The organism is Candidatus Proelusimicrobium excrementi (assembly GCF_937881865.1).
GTDB lineage: Bacteria > Elusimicrobiota > Elusimicrobia > Elusimicrobiales > Elusimicrobiaceae > Proelusimicrobium > Proelusimicrobium excrementi.
The window spans coordinates 1-3,865 of sequence record NZ_CALGEO010000043.1; the positions used below are offsets into that span (position 1 = coordinate 1).

Here is a 3,865-nt window from a genome sequence, read left to right on the forward strand (position 1 = left end):
TGTGTTATACTGCGTATGCTACACATCTGAATAAGCACAAGTCAGGGAATACTGTTTTGGTAAAAATGTATTCTCTCTTCCTGACGTAAAAGATATAAAAGAAATGGAATCGGTGCGAGATTGTACAATTTGTATCCTTTCTTTTGCAATTCTTCCGCCTTCTGCCTGATATTTTTCCTACCATAATTTAAACGGGATTTTACAGTATTCTCAGAACAGCCAAGTATAGATGCTATTGTTGAAATCGATAATCCTTCAATATGAAACATTAAGATACATAATCTCTGTTCTTCGGAAAGTGAATTAATCAGTTCATGCACTAATAATTGTGTTTCCTGTCTGGTATATGCTGTTTCCGGCTGATAAGAAACATTATCATCTTGTACTTCATATTCAAAAACGTCTTCTTCTGCACGCATATCGGAAAACAATATCGAATTTCTCCGTTCCAATGCATTTTTTGCGGTATTCTGTCTTTTCGCCTGCGTAAGTTTAGGCTATGCGGCGCGGCGGCAAATCATGACGCGTATTGCACCACCGGTGGGCACAATGTTTGGTGCGGTCCTTATATGTGGATTGAACCGTTGAAGTGTTGCGGGCTTGGTTCCAGCACTTCGGTTGTGGATGCATCAAAATGTACGAATGGCGTTTGTTGCGCTAAAGCCTAAAATCTTTATCCCAATACAAATTATGGACGGCAGGATTGGTCGGATAACGGCGCGGTAGAGTACATAAATTAATATTTTAAGGCTTAAAAGCCTCTCAACTAACCGCCCCGCGCTTGATTTCAGGCGCGGGGTTTTGCTTGCAAATTAACCCCGAGGATAAGGGAAAATCTTATTTTTTGTTATGGTATATTTCCCAAAGTTTTGCGTATTTTACGGAGGGATACATACTGCTGAAAAGCGCCCATAAAAAGCCTTGTATGCCGTCTAAACAGGCCAGCTTTAACACGTATATTTTGAAAAATTCCAAAGGCGGACGAAGCAAATTTATAAAGCGGAACTTTTTACCTCTTTCCGCCATGGTAACCGCGCCTAAAGACGTATATCTGTTAAATTTGTAAAAATACTGTTCTATGGACGTGTAAGTGTTATGCAAAAAAATGTTTTTAAGTTCGCCGGTTTGGCCTTTAACTTCCAGAACTTCATGCACTCTGCCGCCGGTATATTCCGCGGAGTCTGTTTTTACCAGCCTTAAAATTCTTTCGTTGTTTACGCCGCTGTGCTTCATTCTGCGGCCTAAAAATACGGTGGAACGTTTAAGGTAATATCCGCCGCAGTCGTCCATATTTTTTGAAGAAAGCAAATCGGCGATTTCTTTGCGCAGGGCCGGGGTTAGCCGCTCGTCCGCGTCCAAACTTAAGGCCCACGGTTTTGAGCACATTTTCAAAGCGGCGTTTTTTTGCTCTGTGAAAGACTCAAATTCCTTAAACCCTGTTTTGGCGTTAAATTCCGCGGCGATTTTTAAAGTGTCGTCGGTGCTGCCGCTGTCAAGGATGATAATCTCGTCGGCAAGGCCTTTTACGCTTTCAAGGCAAGTCCTCAAATTGGCCCCTTCCTGCTTAGTTATTAAAAAGACTGAAAGTTCTCTCTTCATTAAAAATCCCCTTTTTAGGACTGTTTTTCAGTGTAAATATTTTATCAAAAACCTCATAGGTTTGCGCCAAAGTTATGCTTTTAAGGCAGCAGGCGCGGCAGGTTTTAAGGCAGTTGCCTTCACATGGCTGAGGCTTTGGTTTTATAATTGCGGAAGCGGGGGGAATATCTAAAAAATCTTCCGCTTTCAGAGGCGCAAAAACTATACTTTTTTTGCCCAAAGCCGCCGCTATATGCGCCGGCAGGGAACATCCGCCTATAACGCCTTGCGAGTACGCTATAACCGCGCTTAAAACGTCTAAATCTAGGACTTCGCGTATAATGGCGGGCTTTTTTATGCAACGCCAAAAAATTTCATTCGCCGTGTGGATGTCTTCTTTCCCGTTTGTCAGCAGAAGAATTTTCAAATTTTTGTGCTTTAAGGCTATTTTATCGTTAAGCTTGGCGTAAAACTCTTTGCCGCAGTTTAAATGAGCGCGTTTCGCCCCGGGAAAAATGCATATAAATTTGTCTTTCGCTTCCAGCTCGGCCTGTTTAAGTATTTCGGCGGCTTGTTCTTCTTCCCGCTTGTCTACGAAGATTTTGCGCTCCGCGGGGAAAAGATAAACGAACAAAGGCTTTAAAAGACTTATAAAAAACTTCTCCGCGCTTTGCCCCGCTTCGGTTCTGACGGGAGTATCCGCCAGAAAAGACGTATAAAAATTATGCGGCATAATGCGTTTTTTTACTCCGGCCAAAAATGCGGCCAAAGCGTATTTAAAAGAGGGTTTTGTAAGAATAAGAAGATCGTATTTTTCTTCTTTAAGCAAACGCCGCAGCTTGTGAAAGCGCGGCAAAGGTATGCTGCTGAAGACGGCCGAATTGTTTTTAAAAAACCACGGCTGTGGGGATATTACGCTTATTTTCGCCCGCGGGAAATTGCGCTTTAGTATGCTCAAAGCGGGCGTAAGCGCGATAAGTTTTTCCGGGGCGTCGGGGCAGATAAGCAAAATATTATTCACAATTATATTTTAACATTTAAGGCGGATATTTAAAAAAGAATCAAATTATGGTAAATTTATTTTATCTTTGCAGGAGGTTTCGCTTTATGAAGAAGTTCCTAATCCCTTTAATTTGTTTGCTCGTCGCGGCGTGTTCAAGCGTGCCGGTGTCAAAATCTTCGGAATATTTGGCCAAGGGGGAAATGTATTATAAAACCGGCCGGGTTCAGAAAGCTCTTAAATATTTTAACAAAGCCGTTGCCGAAGATCCCTATAACGCGGAAGCGTATCTTTCCCGCGGGACTTTGCTTTATTCCGCAGGGGAGTATGACAAGGCGATAGATGATTTCGGCGTGGTTTTAGATTCCGATAAGAACGTGCCGGAGCTTTATTCCGCTTTGGGTGCGGCGTATGCGGCCAAGGGCGAATACGCAAAAGCCAGGGAAGCTTTGCTTAAATCTTTGGAACTTTATCCCGCAAATGTGGCCGCTTTAAATTCTTTGGGGGGGATATATTATTCCACCGGCAATTATAACGCGGCGATTAAAGAATATGACAAAGCTTTGGCTCTGCGCCCGGTTTATCAGATTTACTATATGCGCGGCGTATGCTATGAAAAACTCGGCATGACGCAGGAAGCCGAAGCCGATTTTAAAGCGGCGGAAGCTTTGGAAAATTAATAATTTTTTGCTCAGCATAAAAATCCCCGGGTATTAAGCCCGGGGATAGCTTTTTTAAGCGTAAAATAGGCTGGGGACTGCCATACGCTATTCGAACCTTAAAGCGTCTATGGGGTTCAGCGTCGAGGCTTTATACGCCGGGAAGAAGCCGAAGCATATCCCGACCAAGCCCGAAAAAATAAACGATATCACCATGGGAAAAATCGTAATTCTTACGGGCAGAAAGTCCGGCGCAAAAGTTTTTATGCCTACGGCTACGGAAATACCCAAAGCTATGCCCAAAAGCCCGCCCGTAAGGGAAAGCACCAAAGCTTCCACCAAAAACTGAAGCCTTATATCCCAGGATTTCGCGCCTATGGCCATACGTATGCCGATTTCCCTTGTTCTTTCCGTAACGGAAACGAGCATAATGTTCATAATGCCTATGCCGCCGACCAAAAGAGATATTGACGCTATCGCCGCAAGCAGGAGGGAAAAAGTCTGGCTGGCTTCCATTGCGCTTTCCATCATTTGGGTTAAATTGCGGATAATGAAGTCATCTTCCTTTTTGCCGGTTATGTTGTGCCGCTGGCGCAGAAGTATGGTTATTTCTTCCTCGGCGTCGGCA

The 3,865-nt window shown here is 43.6% G+C and carries 4 protein-coding genes and 1 pseudogene; 1 reads left to right on the forward strand and 4 read right to left on the reverse strand.

Annotated elements, in window-relative coordinates; translation table 11 throughout:
* Nucleotides 1-41 precede the first annotated feature (41 nt).
* The 3 genes and pseudogenes from ACQY26_RS02290 to ACQY26_RS02300 form a co-directional block, all read right to left on the reverse strand.
* Nucleotides 42-458: pseudogene (locus ACQY26_RS02290) on the reverse strand (RNA polymerase sigma factor); the annotation flags it as partial.
* Nucleotides 459-837: 379 nt separating this feature from the next.
* Nucleotides 838-1,599: a glycosyltransferase family 2 protein gene (locus ACQY26_RS02295; protein WP_428047462.1), complete on the reverse strand. Its 762-nt coding sequence runs from the start codon at nucleotides 1,597-1,599 to the stop codon at nucleotides 838-840.
* Complete coding sequence (locus ACQY26_RS02300) at nucleotides 1,565-2,599, reverse strand: glycosyltransferase family 9 protein (protein ID WP_428047463.1); 1,035 nt, start codon at nucleotides 2,597-2,599, stop codon at nucleotides 1,565-1,567. Before ACQY26_RS02300 ends, ACQY26_RS02295 begins: the two co-directional genes overlap by 35 nt.
* Nucleotides 2,600-2,685: 86 nt before the next feature.
* Here ACQY26_RS02300 and ACQY26_RS02305 point away from each other — a divergent pair, with 86 nt between their 5' ends.
* Nucleotides 2,686-3,258, forward strand: coding sequence for a tetratricopeptide repeat protein (locus ACQY26_RS02305; protein WP_428047464.1), 573 nt, complete (start codon nucleotides 2,686-2,688; stop codon nucleotides 3,256-3,258).
* 87 nt (nucleotides 3,259-3,345) lie between these two features.
* Here the strand turns inward: ACQY26_RS02305 and ACQY26_RS02310 are convergent.
* The coding region (locus ACQY26_RS02310; RefSeq protein WP_428047465.1) for an ABC transporter permease at nucleotides 3,346-3,865 on the reverse strand (520 nt) is incomplete at its 5' end.